Source organism: Paenibacillus sp. J5 (assembly GCF_054955055.1).
In genome coordinates, this window is sequence record NZ_JBUEDD010000018.1 from 63,373 (window position 1) to 79,278 (window position 15,906).

Sequence of the window (15,906 nt, forward strand, 5' to 3'; positions counted from 1 at the left end):
TCATCGCATGGAAATAAGACAGGAGAAGGAACGATGCAGTCGCTAAGCAGCGCTGCCCGTTCCTTCTCTTTTGTATACTTGCTTGCCTGCTGGCCGACCTGCCGTTACTCCCTGAATTGCAGTAGCGCCGCCAGCTCAGCCCTAGGCGGAATGCCGAATTCCGCATCCAGTATACTGCGCAGCTCCTCATATTGCTTGATCGCCGCGGCACGCTCATCCGCTGCGACATACATCTCGATCAGCTTGACGTGCACCTCCTCCTGCAATGGATCACAGGCAAGCGCCTGCTTCAGCGCCCTCTGCGCGGATGAATAGTTGCGCTGCTGAGCGTACCGCTCTTGAACCTGCAACAACCGTTCAATATATTGGCTCTCCAATCGCCGCTGTGCAGCCGTGGCCCAGGGATAACTGCTCCCATCCAGGTACCCTGACTTATAGAGCGCCCCCAGTTCGAGAGCATACCCCTCAAGACGCTGGATGTCCTCAGGGGCTCCCTGCTCGGCTAATGCGCGGAAGCTGCTATAATCACAGGGCAGACGCCGCATGTCCAGCTTATAGTAACCGTTACTGTAGCGAATCATATCGTCAAGACCAATCGCCTGCAGGCCCTTGCGCAAAAAGTGGAGCGTTGTATTCAAATGCGTCCCAGCGCGATCCCCGTCCAGCTCTCCCCACAAATCCTCAAGAATGCGATGTTTGTCCACCTGCTCTCCCTGATGATGCACCAGATAGGCCATCAGCTCACGAGTTTTCGAGGTGCGCCATCTCATCTCCTGCTCGCCGGACTGTACACTGAAGCGTCCGAAGCAATATACCTTGGCCGTAGCGGGCAGTTCTTCTTGGCGTGGAGTCCCCGCCCCCCTATCCAGAGCCTGCAGCAGGATCATCGCATAATTCAGCATCATGCCAGGCCGTATACGATGATGACCTTGCTCATGACCACTAGTGTATTCGGTCAACAGATCCACCATCACCGGGCCCTCATCGATGAAGCTGCGGATGAAGCCAGCATGCTGCGCCATACGCAGCGCCTTCTCCAGACGCTCGAATGCGCGTTCCTTTTGACCGATACGATACAGGGTCACACTCTGCATGATGAGCGTCAGATTGCAATCTCGCAGCCGATCCTCCTTGACCAGCAGCAGGTATAGCCGCTCCAGCAGCAGGAGAGCCTCCTCCGTCCGGTCGCATGCTGACAGCACTCTGGCTAAGGCCAGATACTCGAATACACACTCCAGCGAGAGGTCGTCCTGATGCGACATGCCGCAATGCTCCAGCCAGCGGCTGGCCTCGTCCACTCGGCCCTGGCGGATGAGCAGACTGGCTCTCTCGCCCCCGATCTTCCGCATATACGCTTCATAATCTGGCGAGTCAATCCGCATCGTTAATTGGTCGAGCAGTTCAATCGCCTCGTCAGGGCGGTCGAGGGCCTGCTGGATACGTGAGGCGCTGATATAGATCTGGAGCAGAATGCGTGGAATCGGGTCAGACTTCACTTCATCCATCAGCCCCTGAATACAAGCCTCCGCCTCCTTCAGCCGATTCCACTCGTACAGCAGCTTGCTTTGCGAGGCTCGCATCGAACTGCCATACGGATGGTTCTTCATATGCCCCCACTGCTGGAGCCGATACGTCAAGAAGTCGGATAGCTCATGATAGTGATTAATATAGCCAGAGTGATCATCAAACTCCTCCAGCCCATGATGCTTGTTGCGCCCCATTAGCTGGAACAGGCTTTGCTCAGATAAGTATTCGTCGGAGAGGTCAAAGTAAAGATTGCATTGCTGCAAATCCTTATTAATATAGCTGGAGCTTGCCTTCAGGAAATACAGATTGCCCATAATCTCCCGCCATTGCGTCACAACCATCTTGTGCTGCTGCGCCTTCCAGCGCTCAATGGCTGCGCTAACCTTCCCATCCAGCGTCTTCCACCTGCGATTGCCCACCATGAGCTGCAAGTATAGGATGAGTACCATCGGACGCTCCTCCAGACATTTCTCCGGCACCTGCAGGATCCATTTCCCAAGAACAGCACTCTTCTTATAGATCAGCTCGAACAGATGCGTCTCGATAATGCGAACGACATCCTCATACTGTTGACCAGCCAGGTAATGCTCGCCCGCCTCCTCATACAGCCCCTGTGCCTCCAGCCAGCCTGCTGCACGTACATGCGCTTCCCTCTTCTGCACCGGTGCTGTGCGCTCTAACTGCTGCTGCAAAAAATCAGACAGCAAGTGGTGGTAGCGAAACCAATACTGATGCTCATCCAGCGGAATAATAAATAAATTCAACTGCATCAGATGCTCCAACTGCTGCTGGCAGTTCGGCTGCCCCGTCACCACATGGCAGAGCGCATGATTCATGCGGCTCAAGATCGAGGTGGATAGCAAAAACTCACGCAGGCCCTCATCCTGATTCCGAAATACCTCCTCCAGTAAATACGCGGCAATATGACTCTGATGCCCGGAGAACTGCTGGATCGTCTCCGCAATGTTGCGGCTGCTGCGGAGCGAGATTGCAGCCAGTTGCAGGCCGCTGATCCAGCCCTCTGTCTGCCCGTACAGCACTGCAACCTGTTCACTCGATAGAGCAAGTCGGGTCGAGTTGCACAAGAAGGCTTGTCCCTCCTCTAGCCCCAACCGCAGGTGGTGCATCGTAAGATGCCTCATCTCGCCTTGAGCCATCATCCGAGCAGTAGGCAACACCAGCTCTGTGCGGCTCGCAATATAAAGATGGACATGAGAAGGTAGATGCTGCAGCAGATAACTCATTGATTTGTGAATAGCCGGGGTGGATATGAAATGAAAATCATCGAAAATGATGGTGATGCTGTGGGAAATCAGGAGCAATTCATTCAATAGCGCAGACACAAGCGGCTGCGGAGATAAGGCAGATGCGGAGGGGCCATTATCGAGAATGGGACGCACCGAATGACCGAATTCAGGCATCTTCTGTTGCAGCGCCGCCAGCAGGTATTCCCAGAATACCGTCCAACTGTCGTCCTGACTGTCCAACGAGACCCATATCACGCTGTCACCCTGCAGTCTGGCCCATTCACTGAGCACTGTTGTCTTGCCGTATCCCGCAGGAGCCGAGAGCAATGTCAGCTTCACTGTCATGCCTTCGTCAAGCACTCGCAGCAGTTCTGTCCGGGAGATCAGCTCATTCCGGGCATAGGGAATCGATAGTTTGGATCTCACAATCACGGTACAACCCTCCGACTATCCTTAATTATGCAAAACATGATGAACATCGATACATGATGTAAACGTGTGAAGCGTTTTTACCTATCGCTACTCGTATTATAACGAAAAAATACGAAGTATCCTATATGTAAGTCGAATTCATGCATTTTCATAACCTTTTATGTAATGTATACTGCGTTAAGCTCCAAACTTATGAGAAAGACACGGCATCCCGTCGCCTTCCTTGACATCTTGCTGAAACAAGCGTAAACGGCTGTCGCCGTCCTTGACGGCTAAGCTTCCTTTCGCTAAATTCTTATATCTACACAAAAAAGCGCCAGCACCAGGATATCACCCCAGTGCTCGCACTTCTAAAATACAGATTACAACTTTCGCCTTCCATCGATTGCCGGGGTATGCCTGGTCACCTCGTCGCCATGATGGGCGGCGACTGCCACCTGCGCCATGGCATAACCGACAGCTTACAACAGTTCACCAAGCCACGTGTCTGCCGCTCTGCCTATTCCTCTGCTCCATAACGCGCTCGAAGCATGTCAACTGCAGCCGCAATCTCATCTTGCTCCGGGAGCGGAGATTGCTCCGTCCAGGCTGTGCTTCCCGGCCATAGCAGCCGGGGGGCGAGCGCAGAACGCACATCCTCGGCGAAGACGAAGCCCGCCATCGGCCCCAGCCCCGCCAGCTCCTCCAGACTACCCGTGCTGCCAGGGACAACCAGCGGGTGACCGAGCGAATCGTCACCACCGGAGGCCATGTCATAGAAGGAGCGTACAAACCGGGCGCGCTCGCCACCGGAGCCCTCAGCGACCACGAACGCCTGAATGACGGTCGCCTTCGCCTGACGACGCTGGGCGATGCCGCAAAATTTAACTCCCTCGATGCTCAGATCGTAATCTCCGGGACAGTACGCGCCCTTGATCAGCCCCTTCTCCACCTTCCGCCCTGTGTATTGCAATGCCGAGGCTATCAGAGCGTACATCCGCTCAAAGTCGCTCCGGTAGCTGCCATGCTGCAGGCCGGCATTCGGGAGGATGAGCGAGAGATTCACAACCCCGCCATCGAGTGGCACAGCGGCCCCACCCGAGTTGCGCACCACCACCGGCCAGCCGCCAGACTCCAGCCAATCCATTGCTTCCCTCGCATACGGCAGCCTTGCGTCCTGCGCACCTAATATGAAGGCTTGCGGATGCCGCCATATATGGCATACTGCCGGCCCGCCCCGACCTGTACGGCGGCACAGCAGCTCATCCAGCGCAAAGGAATAGAGCGGATCATGCGCGGCAAGATCATTCATCCGGTCCACAAGCAGCATATCTTGCTCCATCATGTTGATTCCACCTTTCGCGATGGTCATTAGGTAGTGACAGTGTACCATAAAAATGAGGCTTCCAGCGCAGCAGGCGGGTCGGGAGAGCCCCAGCCTGGAGGAAGCAGCAGCGGTCTGTAACAATCACAACACTTCGGGCGAAAGATATATCATTGTAGGTATGGAGACCATGCAGCCATTCCGCTACGATGAGAGAATGCAAGCCATTGTAACGTAGAAGAAAGGCAGGACTGTTAACATGATGAACGCATTATACACCTTCCTGATTATTGTCGTGGTGGGGGTCATTTTCTATGGCATCTTGTGGTGGGAGAACGCTATTGGCTTGAGATTTACCAAATGGTTCGCCGTCCTGACGCTAATCGTCGCTCTGGTAGGCGCAGTGATGGCATATTCAGCCGATCCTAGCGAGCTGACCTGGATCTCGAACTGATGGGTCGCAGCAGCAGCCAGTCGGCGCCTTCGGTCTGCGGGTGGCCCCTTCGCACGGCATACCGCCTATTGGTCTCTGGCGTGATCATGATCATGCTCTGACACTTGTGGGCACGGGCTCCTAGTCGAGGATGCCTCCTGGGACAGAGATGTCCAAGTGATCCTACCGGGGCGGCGGAGCTTGAGGCGCTATCTGCCAAGTTACAGCAGCGCCTACATCCCCTGATGTGCGGCCAACTGGCCGCCCTCCAGATAGAGGACGCGGGTGCACAGCGGCAGCACCCGCTCATCATGCGTCACCATGACCGCACTCTTGCCCCGCGCCTTCGCCTCATGAGCCAGCAGACGCACCACATCCATCCCCCGTGCCGCATCCAGGCTGGCTGTCGGCTCGTCGGCCAGCAGCACCGCCGGATCGTTCATGAGTGCTCTGGCGATCGCTACACGCTGCCTCTCCCCGCCGGACAGCTTGTCCGGGTAGGCCTTGCTGCGGTGGCGAATGCCCAGATGCTCCAGCAGCCCGCGGGCACGCTCCGCAGCCTCCCTGTTGCCTGCATGGTCCAGCTTCGCCACCAGCAGGAGCTGCTCCTCGACCTTCAGATACGGAACCAGATGAGCGCTCTGAAACACGAACCCCAGCTTGCGCAGCCGCAGATCCGCCAGCTCCTGCTTCGACTTCCCTGCTATCCGTTCTCCATCCACCAGCACCTCGCCGCTGGTTGGCTCCAGCAATGCCCCCGCAATCGACAGGAAGGTGCTCTTGCCTGAGCCGGACGGCCCGACGATGCCGACGAGCTCGCCTGCCGCGACGTGTACATTCAACTGATTAAGAATGGTTCGCTGTACACCGCCGTCATCAAAGTTGTGCGTCACCTGACGCAGTTCTAGCCGGTATTTCATGCTGCCGTCCTCCCGATCGCGTCCAGCGCGTTGATTCTGCTGACCTGCCACACCGACAGCAAGGAGCCCAGTAACGAGATGGCAAGAAAAGCGCCGCAGGTCAGCAGTAGCACTGACGGCTGCAGTTGGAACGGCATCCCTTCCGGGAGCGCCGCCTGCATCACCTGCACAAGCAGTACGCTAATAGCCAGACTCCCCGCCGCCAGCAGCAGCACCTGCAGTGCCACACTGCGAGCCAGATAGGAGGCGCGCGTGCCGATCGCCTTCAGGATGCCGAACTGGCTGCTTTTCTGAATGGTCATCACATAGAAGAATACAGCGAGCACGAAGGCCGAGATGATATAGAGGAAGACGATCATCATCATCAGCGAGCCTTGCTCCTCCTTATAGCCTGGGATGGCATCGATTGCCGCCGATTTGACCACCATCTCGGCATCAGGTAGTTGCGCGGCAAGCTTGCGCGCCTGCCCCTCGTCAGCCCTAACTGCGATCGCATTATAGGACGTCTCGTTCGCCAAGGAAGCTGCGCCCTTGCTGGAGCGAAGCTGCTGCAACTGCTGCCAGTCCTGCTCGCTTACCAATACGGCAGGCGCATGGCTGAACGACTCCTGTCGCACGAAGCCGCCGACTGTCCATTGTCGCCCCGATGCATGATCGGTCAGAATCGTGCCGATTGTGATGCCTGACTCCTTCATCGAGTCGTCGACGAGGACACGTCCCGTTCCCTGAAGCACCTCTGCTGCTCCCTCTGTCACCTCCGGCATGAGCCAGCCGCCCGGACGAACCGCAAGCAAGGCCACATCCAGCTTTAGCGTGGTGTTCTGCGGAGTGAGCGTCGCCATCTGGATACCCAGCGGCTCCGCACTCGCCGCGCCAAGCACCGCTTCCGCCTGCGCCAGCAGCTCAGATGACAGCAGCGAGCGGGTGAACCGCTGATTGGCCCCCTGCTCCATCACAAAGTGGGTCGCCTGCATATTTTGAATCGATGCCGCATTGTCATACGCCAATCCCTGTGCCAGTCCGGTCACGAATAGCACCAGAAAGGACACCATCAGCATAATCAATGCGATGAGTGAATAGCGAGCTTTGGCAAATCTCATCTCTCGAATCGCCAGATACATGGTGCTTCCCTCCTCCTGTATGTCCCCAGTGTAGGAAGCGAACATGAACGGCATATGAATAGCGGATTACAAATGGGGCAGCTCTACCGTGAAGCAAGTACCGGTGCCAACCGTGCTGCTCACCTCGATCCGGCCGCCGTGCAGTTGCACAATCTTCTTCACAATCGCCAGCCCCAGACCGGTGCGGCCGCTTGAGCGGTCACGGGCCGGATCAGCGCGGTAGAAGCGGTCGAACACCATCGGCAGGTGCTCGGGGGCAATTCCTCCGCCCGTATCCTCGATCCAAATGACCATGTGCCCCCCCTGCTGCTCTGCGCGCACCTCGATACTGCTTCCCGTCGGGATATGGTGAATGGCATTGCCAATCAGGTTCATCCATACCTGCGTCAGCAACACCTCGTCGCCATAGATCGTGAGCGACTCCGGCACAGCCAGCTTGAGCAGCAGCTCCTTCTCCTCAAGCTGCCACTCCAGCACCTGAATCGCCTGCCGAATATGACGGCGCAGCAAGATAGGATGCCTGTGCAGCCGCTCAGCCCCCTGCTCCAGTGCAGACAGCGTCATCAGTTGCTTGCTGAGCATCGACAGATGGCGGCTCTCCGCCTCGATAATCGTGGCATAATGAATACGCTCCTCAGCAGGCAGCTCCCGCTGAGCCAGCACATGGGCGAAGCCCTGGATGGAGGTGAGCGGCGACTGAATCTCATGGGAGACATTAGAGACGAACTGCTTGCGCGCCTGGTCGGCACGCTCCAATTCCCCGCTCATCACCATGAAATGCTCTGCCAGTTGCCCGATCTCATCCCTTCTGCGCGTCGGCAGACGCAGCTCGTAGCTGCCCCGGGCGATGCGCTTGGTCGCCTCGGTAAGCCGCGTAATCGGCTTGACGAGATAGCGCGTGCTGATCAGGAAGAACAGCACGCTCAGTGCGACTGTCAGCACGCCGATCATTGCGAAGAACGTGCGCAGTTCCCCGAATTGCAGCAGCACATCTGGCCTCAGGAACAGTGCATACGTCGCATCCGCGCCCTGGACGCGGACGCCGACTGTGTTGCTTAATTGATTATCGAAAAAGCCGGAGATGAACGGCTTGTTCGGGAATTGAGCCACACCATGATAGATGCCGCCATCCAGCACCAGCCTGATTGACTTCGGATCCAGATCCTTCTCGCGGAAGCTGCGCCCGTAGAAGCGTCCCTCGTCTGAGCCGTCCGTCACATAAATTTCATACCCAAGCGAGGCAGCATGGTGCAGGTAACGTTCCATATCAGCAGGCTCCGCCTCGATATATGCCTTCATCTGCTCCGCTATGCCGATCAGCTTCTTATCATTGTAGGGCTTGAGTTGAATATGGTAGTACATATTCGACAGCAGAAATCCAAGCAGACTGCTTGCCGCGATAACCAGAAGCGTAATGAGAAATACACGAGAATAGAGCGACTTCACCTGCCCTTCACCTCGATCTTATAGCCGATGCCCCGCACCGTTTGAATGGTAAAGTCATCGGCGTAATCGGCGAACCGCTGGCGCAGACGCTTGATATGCACATCCACAGTCCGCTCATCCCCCTCATAGTCTGCTCCCCATACGAGACGGATCAGGTCGTCGCGAGAGAACAGCCGACCCGGATACTGAGCTAGCTGGGCGAGCAGTTCGAATTCCTTCATCGGCAGCAGCAAGACCGAGACACCATCGGTCACCTCGACGCTCTGGCGGTCGATCGTTATGCGGTTCAAGCGAAGCACATCGCTCGCGACCCGATGGTAGCGACGAAACAGCGCCTTCACCCGAAAGACCAGCTCCTCCGGCTCGAACGGCTTGGTCACATAATCGTCGGTGCCTTGAGCATAGCCTTGCTCCTTGTCACGCAGTTGATCCTTGGCGGTCAGCAGAATAATCGGCATATCGTAATGCTCCCGAATGTGTGCACATAGCTCCAGCCCGTCCAGCCGCGGCATCATGACATCGATAATCGCCAGGTCAACCGGATTCGTCTCCAGCACCTGCATCGCCTCCACCCCATCCTGCGCCTCGTAGATTCGGTACCCTTCGCGACGCAGCACATACCCAGCGAGCGTCCGAATGCTTGGATCGTCATCAGCGAGCAGCACATGCTTCATCATCTACACCTCCCGTATACGTATTTGCTTCGTATGGTAGCATAGCCGGGATTGCAAGAACAAGGAGAGCATCTTACGATGAAATCGCTAACTTCAAGGCGGCTTAATTGATTCACCGCGCTGAACAGCACTTTGACCGAGGAGTTATATTAATTGAAATTTATTACAAAAAAAATAAATGTTTCAATTTTTAGTTGAGCTATGATAAAGTATTGTCAAATGACTATGGTGCAAAATGATCTAGCCATAAGAAAGTGAGAAAGTCTATTGAAAGGGAAACCCAATTTTATATTAGAGGTAGCTATCTAATGTCAAAACAATATATATCTAAGTGGCTAATGATATTATTAAGTATAATTATTATAGGCGTATTATCCTTCTATACCTATGTATGGTTAAACGATCCTTTAAAAATTGAGGGTTGGTCCGCGGCAAACAGTGAACAAAATAAAATGTATATCTCCTTGTCGAATATGGGGTCTAAAGACATTAAAATAGTAAATATTATCGTGAATGGGGATGTCCAGCCCGAACAAGAAAGCTTCGTCATGAGTTATACGGGACAAGTGGTTTCCGCCGGAATTGAGCAAAGTGGTCAAGCCAAGTTTGTTCCTCTTAATGAAGGTGTACTCTCCAAGCAACTAACAGAGCAGGAAGTGCAGCAACTTCTAAAAAAGAAAGATAACCAGGTTCCAATTCATTATGGATTGCTTGTCACCGCTCAAGAAAGAATCGATAGGCTTGAAATTAGTTACCACTATTATGGGATGATAAAGAGAAAAAACATTTTAGTTAATCAGTTGGAATCGTAGCGCCACGTTTTACGATTAAATGTTTAAGCTTCCCATAAACACATCAGTATTTCAACCAAGACACCGCATGAGATAGGGAAACAGAAAATAAAACAAGGCGTGCCGCCATGAGATTCCTGATTATCCCCGTCCGGGAGACGGGGCATCAGGAATCTAAAGACGGCACGCCTATTGTTCGCGGCGCTTTTGGTCCCGCTAGCGCTTATGCGTTCACTGTCTGGCGACTCAACTGATTCACTGCGCTGAACAGCGCTTTGACCGAGGAGGTCATAATATCAACGTCAATGCCGCAGCCCCAATGCACCGTTCCACCCGGAGCTGTGATGCTAATATAGGAGACGGCTTGCGACTTGGAGCCGAGCTCCAGTGCGTGCTCCTTATAGTTCAGATCGGAATACGCTACGCCTAGCTCGCTCTGCAGCGCGTTGCTGATTGCGTCCAGTCGGCCGTCTCCGGTACCCGCGATCTCCTTCGTCTCACCGTCGATGCGAATCGTCACCGTGGTCTGGTAATCATCATTATCAGCGAAGCGGTACTTCACAAACTCGACCGGCGACTTAATGTTTACATATTCTTGCATGAAAATATCGTGAATCTCGTCCGGCAGCAGCTCCTTCTGCTTCTGGTCGGAGACATTCTTGACGAAGTAGCCAAAGTTCTCGCGCATCTTCGCCGGAAGATCCAGACCATACTTCAACTGCAGCACGTAGCCGATGCCGCCCTTGCCTGACTGGCTGTTAATGCGAATAATATCCCCCTCATAGGTTCTACCAATATCGAGCGGATCGATCGGCAGATACGGAACCGACCAATGCTTCGGCTGCTCGTCCTCGCGCCACTTCATCCCCTTGGCAATCGCGTCCTGATGCGAGCCGGAGAAGGCCGTGAATACCAGCTCCCCTGCATAGGGATGCCGCTCGCTTACTCTCATCTTGGTCAGTCGCTCATATACGGCGATCAGGTCAGGCACGTTGTGGAAGTTCAGCTTCGGGTCCACCCCATGGGAGTACATGTTAAGCGCCAGCGTCACGATGTCTACATTGCCTGTCCGCTCCCCATTGCCGAACAGCGTGCCCTCGACGCGCTGCGCGCCAGCGAGCATCCCCAGCTCAGCGTCCGCTATCCCCGTGCCTCTGTCATTATGTGGATGCACCGATACAATCACATGCTCCCGGCGATGCAGATGACCGCTCATATACTCGATCTGGCTGGCATATACATGCGGCATCGACATTTGCACGGTTGACGGCAGATTGATGATGATCGGGTTCTCTGCTGTTGGCTGCCAGACGTCAATCACGCTATTGCATACCTCCAGGGCAAAATCAATCTCCGTACCCGTGAAGCTCTCCGGCGAATACTGGAACTGGAAGTTGCCCTCCGTCTCCTCCGCGCATTGCTTGAGCAGCTTGGCGCCGTTCACGGCAATATCGATAATCTCCTGCTTCGACTTGCGGAAGACTTGCTCGCGCTGTGCCAGCGATGTCGAGTTATACAGATGGACGACAGCCTTCTTCGTCCCCTTGAGCGACTCGAAGGTTTTACGGATAATATGCTCGCGCGATTGGGTGAGCACCTGGATCGTCACATCATCGGGAATCAGATCCTGCTCGATCAGCGTGCGCAGGAAGGCGAACTCGGTCTCCGATGCCGCAGGGAAGCCCACCTCAATCTCCTTGAAGCCGACAGCGACGAGCAGCTTGAAGTACTCCAGCTTCTCCTCCAGATTCATCGGCACGATCAGCGCCTGGTTGCCATCGCGCAGATCGACGCTGCACCAGATTGGCGCCTCCGTAATGTACTCCTTTTGCGTCCAGTTCAAGCTGGTCTCCGGTGGCATAAAGTACCCCCTAGAGTACTTGTTCACATTATTCATCCCATATCCATCCCTTCTCCTACAGATTATCTACCATCGACTGAACACAAAAAAGCCCTTCATCTCCATATCACAGAGACGAAGGACTTGGACATCCTACGCGGTACCACTCCGAATTCACGCCGTAGCCGGCATGCACTCAATGGATACAGAATTGCAGCAGTACGCAATCCTCATACCCTCCTGCAGATAACGGGCAGGCTCCGGCTTCACCTAATACAGCGGGTTCAGTGAGCAACTCCAAGGCGAGTTCCAATCATGTCCACGGCTGCTTTGCACCAGTCAGCAGCTCTCTGCACGCTTCGACAATTGTACTATTCCTTTTCGACGTATTTTAATTATTTGGATTTATACTATCTCACCCGCGACGTAGTGTCAAGTGAAATCTGCAGTCCCGGCAGCTCAAGCCTCCACGGTTATAATCTGAACCTCATCGCCATCCACCATGATCACCTGGTCGTTGCGGATAGGGGATAGCTCCAGCCTGGAAGAGTAGGTGTCAAGGATGCTTTGAGCGCTTTCTTTGAACGGCGGATTGGTATAGTGCGGCACCGTGTAGAAATCAACCAAGGCTAATGCATCGCAATTATCGAGGCCCGGCGCCTGGCGTATATCATCCATTTCCTGCACATATTCGATGTTCGCTGCTGTAATGATCGAGCCGGCTGATTCGCCGATATAAGGTTTACCGGAACGAACCGCATCGATAATCATTTGATCAGCACCGGTCCTTTTCAATTCCTGCAGCAGGTAGAATGTGTTGCCGCCCGTGACATAGATGTAGTCATTATGTTGGATTTTGGAGGCAATCTCCTCCTTGGAGGCCGCTGAGAGGTCGAGTTCATCAACGGTCAGGCCCATTTGTCTGAGCTCTTTTCTCGCCGCATCCACATAGAAAGTCACCTCTTCTACTGCACTTGCGGTGGGAATAAAGGTAACCGTACTGCCATTCAGGTCGCGCACAAATTGTGCAATAATATCCTTCGCATCCATAAACGAGGAGACTAAGCATAGTTTTATCATTGCGGTGGCTCCTTTCCTAGTTATTCTATCTATAGTATAGAGCATAATGATGTCCATTCCTAATCACGCTCCAAAAACCATACTCTTGTGCGTGTCTATGCTGCCCCGGTCTTCTTTTTCCTGAGTTACTAATGGGTGCAGCGCTCCTCGCACAAATCATAAATTTCCTATTGCCAAATTTCGATTTTGTGATAATATAGTTACGTGCTAAGAAAGCGAGCTAATATTCAGTATATCTGGAGCTTTAAAGCAGATAATTTTTGACCACATTCTTCACAGAATGTTAAGGCCATACGGACAGCCGGGTCAAATGCCGATCGGCAACTTTAGTTGCCTTATTGATTGAGTTCAATACTCAAATTTTATAAGTTGGTTACTTTATAACCTGTGCATCTCGCACATCAACTTGTGAAACGGTCAATAAGAGTGGTAAAAGTGATTATTTGCTATATAGACTCTGATCTTTTTATGGTATATTCCGAATATTAAAGAGCTCCCTTACGGAAGTAATCTTGGATTGCTTTTGTAACAGGTGAATCCTGTACTTTTTAATTGGTGATTATACTTACAAGCAAGTGTGATGCGCGACCAGCGTATTTGCATTTGCTTTTTTATTTATCGGGACATTTTCCTGCTAAGGATAGCAAGCGGCAGATACCATACCAAAATACACAATGGCAAGGAGCTAAAACCCAATGAGCAAAGCACTAATTATCGGCTGCGGCGGCGTAGCCTCGGTAACGATTCACAAATGCGTTCAAAACAGCGATGTCTTCACTGAAATCTGCATTGCAAGCCGTACAAAGTCCAAATGCGACGAGCTGAAGGCGAAGCTGGATGGCGGTAAAACGAAAATCTCCACGGCACAAGTCGATGCCGATAATGTGGACGAGCTCATCGCCCTGATCGAGCAATTCCAACCGGACATCGTCATGAACCTGGCGCTGCCTTATCAGGATCTGACCATTATGGACGCTTGTCTGGCAACGAAGACTCACTATCTGGACACTGCAAATTACGAGCCGCTGGATACGGCTAAATTTGAATACAAGTGGCAGTGGGACTATCGCGAGCGCTTCGAGAAGGCTGGCATTACAGCTCTGCTGGGCAGCGGCTTTGATCCAGGTGTAACGGGCGTATTCTCCGCTTATGCGCTCAAGCATTATTTCGACGAGATCGAGTATATTGACATTCTGGACTGCAACGGCGGCGACCATGGCTATCCGTTCGCAACCAACTTCAATCCGGAGATCAACATCCGCGAAGTATCGGCTAACGGCAGATATTGGGAGAATGGCGAATGGGTAGAGACGAAGCCGATGGAAATCAAGCGCGTCTATGACTTCGCTGAAGTGGGCCAGAAGGACATGTACCTGCTGTATCATGAAGAGCTGGAATCGCTGGTTGAGAACATGCCTGGGCTGAAGCGTATCCGTTTCTTCATGACATTCGGCCAGAGCTACCTGACCCATCTGAAGGTGCTGGAGAATGTGGGCATGACGTCCATCGAGCCGATCGAATACGAAGGCAAGCAGATTATCCCGCTGCAATTCCTGAAGGCTCTGCTGCCAGACCCGGCTTCTCTGGGGCCTCGTACCGTAGGCAAGACCAATATCGGCTGTATCTTCCAAGGCAAAAAGGATGGCCAGCCTAAAACCTACTATGTATACAATGTATGCGACCATCAGGAGTGCTATCAGGAGGTTGGCTCCCAAGCCATCTCGTACACTACAGGTGTACCAGCCATGATCGGCGCGGCGATGATCCTGACTGGCAAATGGAATAAGCCTGGCGTCTTCAACATCGAGGAATTCGATCCAGACCCGTTCATGGAGGAGCTGAACAAGTGGGGCTTGCCATGGGTAGAGGATTTCAATCCTGTATTGGTAGACAATGACCACGTTCAAGCCAAGCAGCCGGAGCTGGTTCGCTAAGATGCGGTTTGACCAGTTGCCAACGCCCTGCTTCGTCGTAGATGTAGAGCGCATCGAGCACAATCTGAAGATTCTGGGTGGCGTAATCGAACGCACAGGAGCCAAGATCGTGCTCGCCCAAAAGGCGTTCTCCATGACAGCCATGTATCCACTGATCGGGCAGTATCTGAACGGCACGACCGCTAGCGGCCTGTATGAGGCACGTCTCGGTCACGAGGAGATGGGCAAGGAGAATCATGTCTTTGCCCCTGCCTACCGTGAGGACGAGATCGACGAGATTCTGTCGATCTGCGATCACATTATCTTCAACTCCTTCTCCCAACTGGAGAAATATAAGGACAGAGCGCTGCAGGCCGGCAGCAAGGTGGGGCTTCGGGTGAACCCGGAGTGCTCCACGCAGATCGGTCACGAAATCTATGACCCCTGCGCGCCAGGCTCGCGCTTCGGCGCCAAGCGGGATCAATTCCGTCCAGAGCTGCTCGCAGGTGTAACTGGCCTGCACTTCCACACGCTGTGCCAGCAGAACTCGGACGATCTGTCCACGACGCTGGATGCGGTCGAGGAGCGGTTCGGCGAGTTCTTGCCGCAGATGGAGTGGATCAACTTCGGCGGCGGGCACCATATCACCAGAGAAGACTACAACATCGCCAAGCTGGAATCCTGCATCAAGCGGATGCAGGACAAGTACGGCCTCACCGTATATCTGGAGCCAGGCGAAGCGGTCGCGCTAGATGCCGGCTATATGGTCACCTCGGTGCTCGACCTGCATGAGAACGGCATGGACATCGCCATCGTCGACACATCGGCGACCTGCCATATGCCGGACGTGCTGGAGATGCCGTATCGCCCGCCGCTCTACGGCTCGGGCGAGCCGGGCGAGAAGGCTCACACCTATCGGCTGGGCGGCCCCACCTGCCTGACCGGAGATGTGATCGGCGATTACTCATTCGATCAGCCATTGCAGCCTGGGGACAGGCTTGTGTTCGGGGACATGGCGATCTACTCCATGGTGAAGACGAACACCTTCAACGGCATGCCGCTCCCGGCCATCGCCCTGAAGGAGAAGAACGGCGACTGCCGTATCGTTCGCCAGTTCGGATACGAGGATTTTAAAGTAAGATTGGCATAGTGCATCGCAAGCTGGCCGTGACATAACGC

12 protein-coding genes and 1 other annotated feature are annotated in these 15,906 nt (G+C 54.0%); of the genes, 4 read left to right on the forward strand and 8 right to left on the reverse strand.

Going from position 1 to position 15,906, the window contains the following annotated elements; all coding sequences use genetic code 11:
- Positions 1 to 104 precede the first annotated feature (104 nt).
- Positions 105 to 3,206, reverse strand: a complete 3,102-nt coding sequence (locus ACY1JZ_RS24985; RefSeq protein ID WP_462631466.1) for an AfsR/SARP family transcriptional regulator — start codon at positions 3,204 to 3,206, stop codon at positions 105 to 107.
- A gap of 499 nt (positions 3,207 to 3,705) precedes the next feature.
- Entirely contained in the window at positions 3,706 to 4,530 is an 825-nt protein-coding gene (locus ACY1JZ_RS24990) for a lipoate--protein ligase family protein (protein ID WP_462631467.1), read from the reverse strand.
- A gap of 238 nt (positions 4,531 to 4,768) precedes the next feature.
- Between ACY1JZ_RS24990 and ACY1JZ_RS24995 the strand changes: the two genes are divergently transcribed.
- Entirely contained in the window at positions 4,769 to 4,963 is a 195-nt protein-coding gene (locus ACY1JZ_RS24995; RefSeq protein WP_462631469.1) for a hypothetical protein, read from the forward strand.
- A gap of 212 nt (positions 4,964 to 5,175) precedes the next feature.
- On the opposite strand, the gene ACY1JZ_RS25000 is transcribed toward ACY1JZ_RS24995, so the two are convergent.
- The 4 genes from ACY1JZ_RS25000 to ACY1JZ_RS25015 form a co-directional block, all read right to left on the reverse strand.
- On the reverse strand, positions 5,176 to 5,862 hold the full coding sequence (locus tag ACY1JZ_RS25000; protein ID WP_462631470.1) for an ABC transporter ATP-binding protein: 687 nt from the start codon (positions 5,860 to 5,862) through the stop codon (positions 5,176 to 5,178).
- On the reverse strand, positions 5,859 to 6,983 hold the full coding sequence (locus tag ACY1JZ_RS25005) for an ABC transporter permease (RefSeq protein WP_270166859.1): 1,125 nt from the start codon (positions 6,981 to 6,983) through the stop codon (positions 5,859 to 5,861). The genes ACY1JZ_RS25000 and ACY1JZ_RS25005 overlap by 4 nt, the downstream gene beginning before the upstream one ends.
- Positions 6,984 to 7,049: 66 nt before the next feature.
- The gene (locus tag ACY1JZ_RS25010; RefSeq protein ID WP_462631472.1) at positions 7,050 to 8,429 is read right to left on the reverse strand and encodes a sensor histidine kinase; all 1,380 of its coding nucleotides are present in this window, start codon (positions 8,427 to 8,429) and stop codon (positions 7,050 to 7,052) included.
- The gene (locus tag ACY1JZ_RS25015) at positions 8,426 to 9,103 is read right to left on the reverse strand and encodes a response regulator transcription factor (protein ID WP_270172712.1); all 678 of its coding nucleotides are present in this window, start codon (positions 9,101 to 9,103) and stop codon (positions 8,426 to 8,428) included. Before ACY1JZ_RS25015 ends, ACY1JZ_RS25010 begins: the two co-directional genes overlap by 4 nt.
- Positions 9,104 to 9,411: 308 nt before the next feature.
- Here ACY1JZ_RS25015 and ACY1JZ_RS25020 point away from each other — a divergent pair, with 308 nt between their 5' ends.
- Positions 9,412 to 9,915, forward strand: coding sequence for a hypothetical protein (locus tag ACY1JZ_RS25020; RefSeq protein WP_462631474.1), 504 nt, complete (start codon positions 9,412 to 9,414; stop codon positions 9,913 to 9,915).
- A 202-nt stretch (positions 9,916 to 10,117) separates the two neighbouring features.
- Here ACY1JZ_RS25020 and leuA read toward each other — a convergent pair whose 3' ends face one another.
- Entirely contained in the window at positions 10,118 to 11,791 is a 1,674-nt protein-coding gene (gene leuA, locus ACY1JZ_RS25025; RefSeq protein WP_462631475.1) for a 2-isopropylmalate synthase, read from the reverse strand.
- 71 nt (positions 11,792 to 11,862) lie between these two features.
- Positions 11,863 to 12,128, reverse strand: a binding site (T-box leader).
- A gap of 65 nt (positions 12,129 to 12,193) precedes the next feature.
- Positions 12,194 to 12,814, reverse strand: coding sequence for a peptidase E (locus ACY1JZ_RS25030; protein ID WP_462631477.1), 621 nt, complete (start codon positions 12,812 to 12,814; stop codon positions 12,194 to 12,196).
- 695 nt (positions 12,815 to 13,509) lie between these two features.
- Here ACY1JZ_RS25030 and ACY1JZ_RS25035 point away from each other — a divergent pair.
- Positions 13,510 to 14,748 (forward strand): saccharopine dehydrogenase family protein, encoded by a 1,239-nt coding sequence (locus ACY1JZ_RS25035; RefSeq protein ID WP_270166870.1) that lies wholly within the window; start codon positions 13,510 to 13,512, stop codon positions 14,746 to 14,748.
- A 1-nt stretch (position 14,749) separates the two neighbouring features.
- A complete protein-coding gene (gene nspC / locus ACY1JZ_RS25040; RefSeq protein ID WP_462631478.1) occupies positions 14,750 to 15,877 on the forward strand; it encodes a carboxynorspermidine decarboxylase in 1,128 nt (375 codons plus the stop codon).
- Positions 15,878 to 15,906 lie beyond the last annotated feature (29 nt).

Coding starts and splice junctions, on each gene's coding strand:
- ACY1JZ_RS24990 (WP_462631467.1), bottom strand. CDS start 4,530: ATGATGGAGCAAGATATGCTGCTTGTGGACCGGATGAATGATCTTGCC.
- ACY1JZ_RS24995 (WP_462631469.1), top strand. CDS start 4,769: ATGATGAACGCATTATACACCTTCCTGATTATTGTCGTGGTGGGGGTC.
- ACY1JZ_RS25000 (WP_462631470.1), bottom strand. CDS start 5,862: ATGAAATACCGGCTAGAACTGCGTCAGGTGACGCACAACTTTGATGAC.
- ACY1JZ_RS25005 (WP_270166859.1), bottom strand. CDS start 6,983: ATGTATCTGGCGATTCGAGAGATGAGATTTGCCAAAGCTCGCTATTCA.
- ACY1JZ_RS25015 (WP_270172712.1), bottom strand. CDS start 9,103: ATGAAGCATGTGCTGCTCGCTGATGACGATCCAAGCATTCGGACGCTC.
- ACY1JZ_RS25020 (WP_462631474.1), top strand. CDS start 9,412: ATGTCAAAACAATATATATCTAAGTGGCTAATGATATTATTAAGTATA.
- leuA (WP_462631475.1), bottom strand. CDS start 11,791: ATGAATAATGTGAACAAGTACTCTAGGGGGTACTTTATGCCACCGGAG.
- ACY1JZ_RS25030 (WP_462631477.1), bottom strand. CDS start 12,814: ATGATAAAACTATGCTTAGTCTCCTCGTTTATGGATGCGAAGGATATT.
- ACY1JZ_RS25035 (WP_270166870.1), top strand. CDS start 13,510: ATGAGCAAAGCACTAATTATCGGCTGCGGCGGCGTAGCCTCGGTAACG.
- nspC (WP_462631478.1), top strand. CDS start 14,750: ATGCGGTTTGACCAGTTGCCAACGCCCTGCTTCGTCGTAGATGTAGAG.